Consider the following 2,929-nt stretch of genomic DNA (forward strand, 5'->3'; position numbering starts at 1 on the left):
ATTTGCAGCAATCCCAGCGCCTCAGCTTCAAACATGGCGACTTGAGAAGCTTGATTGATTTTCGCGAAATAAGTGCCAGAAGTGCTACTGATAGCATAGCCTTGATTGATGCAGCCACCGCTGACAGAACGGCGGTTGTCTATCGAAAATGTTTCTGCGGTTGATTCAGAGATGTGCGCGGCAATTTTGTCCCACATAGTATCAAATTGTTTTGAGGGCGATCGGAATTAGTTTGTACAGCGTATTCCAGGTTGATGAACTACACCCCAGAAACCGGATTTCTGGCGTACTGCATATACATGGAATATCCTATAAGTTGCAGTTCCAAGCCCCTGGCCTACACCTCACTCTACCCCAAAGCGCTGTCCTTTAGTCTGCTGTTTCTAATTCCTCTAATTGTTGCGTAGACTGCCATCCAGCTTCCCACAGCGATCGGTCTTTGAGCTGTGCGGCGTTCAGCCAGAAACGAACATTCGGATCGCAAGCCGCCACCATTTCCGCAAACACCCATTTACCTTCGTTTTTTCTGTTGACCACCTGAAAGTGCCGCCAACCCCAACTTTTTTGATGTGAAGTCCATCGGGAACCAACTAAATAAGGAAATTTTTGTTTTTTCGGCACAGTATTTTCGGTAACAAATATATGACAATGCAAGTTAATTGTAATAACTCCTTTTATTTGATTCGACATCTCCAATAATTCTCGCTTCGCAAGCTCGCTTGCGGGTTCTTTACAGGCTGTTTCGGATTTGTCTATTATATTAATTCTAGATTCCCCGCGATCGTCGAGAACCGTCTCCCCTTTAGAACATTACAGACAATCTCTTGCTTAACTCGATCTTGCATCATAACCAAGCTAAACTCTCTCCGTACTATAGATGAGTTTGTTGTAACTTGCAGCAGTTTCGCCTCCGACTTCAAAAGTAAGGGCAGTTCATTGACTGCCCATGTAATTAGTTATACCTATTGAATAGGGTTGATTTTTAGGCAGAGCCACACATAGCAAATTTATGCAACACCAGCTCAATCGTGAATCTCAAATCTAAAAACAAATAACTCTGGTTGTAGTTGTGCACAATCATCCGTTCTGCGAAACTTACTCAAATCTACTTTGGGAGCAGGTTTGACATTCATTTGCTGCTTTTACCAAAGCAGTCAGCCACATTTTGTCCGCAGCCGTTTTTTCGGGCCCAACTCTCCCCACAAACATTTTTTCCATCTTAATGGTGTCTGCTTGACGCTGTACAACTCAACAACAAATCACTTTTAAGTAAGATTGACTGATTTAAGTTGCTGTGCAGCTCCCCTTAATTACTTCCGTGGGAAGGCTTTTGGCCCGATAAATCCATAGGAAGTTGGGGAAGGCGGAGTCGAACCGCATTTGTTTGCAGCCAGAGAGTGATCGCGTGCTTCCGCTGCGGAGTCACGTACTCTCCGGGCCTGATCACGCCAGCACAGACGCCGATGTTTTTAATAAGGGTTTCTCGCTCCGATGAACTTGCACCCTGTAGCAACCTGACTTGGGCTTTGATAAAATCCACGTTCATAGCAAAAAGTAAAATTAACTAAAGAACTCAGTTAAATAGCGATGCTTTGGTTCCAGTTGTAACTCTAAAACCACTTGATATGAATCAAATTGATTCAACATCCCCAGGATGGGGATCGGGCGTCTAGAGCTAGCCAACTTTATTTACTTTATCTGTTTTTGCCAGCAAAAGTGTCACTATGCTAGCAGTTTTGACAGAATTATTCATAATTAAGAACTGTTACAAATTTGGCTCACCTCCCACAATAATGCAGAGTTTAGTGCTAACGCTACTCTCTTGAACTCGAAAAGTTCAGCATTGTCTCGATATCCTTGCTTTCCTAGGTTTCACCCTCCCCCATTGGGAAGGGATCGATCGCCTAACCTTCCTTTTCGAGCGCCCCCCCGAACACCCCGACACTGCCGCGTCACCTTATTGATTTAGAGCGACCCTATGTTTCGCTCTCGACTGTAACTTAAGGCATACGTATTGTTACTTGGGCTACCATAAGCCAGCAAGTTTTGACTCTTGTTTCTCAATCATATATTTTTTCGCTTTTCTTGCAAAGTCCTTATTTGTGTTAATTAAGGCAGCTTGGTGATGTCCGCCAACAAAAAATCGCAGCTTGCGAATCTAGACATTTTGCGCTAATGGCGATGAATCTGTTGTCTCAATTCATTACGGGCGATCGCCGATCGCAATTACCCATCAATGCTGTATAATCCATAACAAATCCCTAGACTCTAATAATTTAAAAACAGCACAATTTCAAATAGTCTTCCACCCGCCGATAGTTCCTCCTCATCAAAAATATAGGTAAAACAAATCAACACGCTAATACCCGTACTATCAAGGTTCACAGTGCAGGATTTGCCTTCAGAGTCGGTATTTAATAGAAATTAGAGAACGCCAAATTTGTTAGTAATACCATCTTCGGTCAATTACCTCAAACAGAAAAAATTTTTAGTGAAAACTAAAATATTAATAATAGAAACAAACAAATAGTCACGACTAACCTTTTTATATACGCGTCATATCACGACACTTAATATTAAATCAGATCCTAAGCTGTCGCACAAATAAACATTGCATACTCAGGGTCGGCTCGCGTGCTCATCCCACTCATTGTTTGATCGTTTATTATATAAAATCTAAATTACGCAATAGCTTAGCGAGGTAACATAAATATGTTATTTGAAGGTATAAAATTAAAAAAATATTCTTTAATTATTGATTAAAACTGACTTATTTAGGACTTGTGCATCATTTTTACGATTTATCAGGCGAGACCAGAAACCGGATTTTCACCTATTTTTCTAGTTGAGAAACTCAGATTTTCCGAGAAAGTCGGTTTAAGGGTGTAAGTCCAGATTTTTGTTAAACACATTGCTACGGGTATCCTTC

General features: G+C 41.4%; 3 protein-coding genes. All 3 read right to left on the reverse strand.

Annotated features, from left to right (window positions below):
• On the reverse strand, window positions 1-197 hold a 197-nt coding region (locus IQ270_RS29460), incomplete at its 3' end, for a fructosamine kinase family protein (RefSeq protein ID WP_193976649.1).
• Between the two features lie 172 nt (window positions 198-369).
• The gene (locus IQ270_RS29465; protein WP_193976651.1) at window positions 370-621 is read right to left on the reverse strand and encodes a TIGR02450 family Trp-rich protein; all 252 of its coding nucleotides are present in this window, start codon (window positions 619-621) and stop codon (window positions 370-372) included.
• 685 nt (window positions 622-1,306) lie between these two features.
• On the reverse strand, window positions 1,307-1,546 hold the full coding sequence (locus IQ270_RS29470) for a hypothetical protein (protein ID WP_193976650.1): 240 nt from the start codon (window positions 1,544-1,546) through the stop codon (window positions 1,307-1,309).
• Window positions 1,547-2,929: the final 1,383 nt, after the last annotated feature.

It is taken from the genome of Microcoleus sp. LEGE 07076 (genome assembly GCF_015207455.1).
Taxonomy (GTDB): domain Bacteria; phylum Cyanobacteriota; class Cyanobacteriia; order Cyanobacteriales; family Microcoleaceae; genus Microcoleus.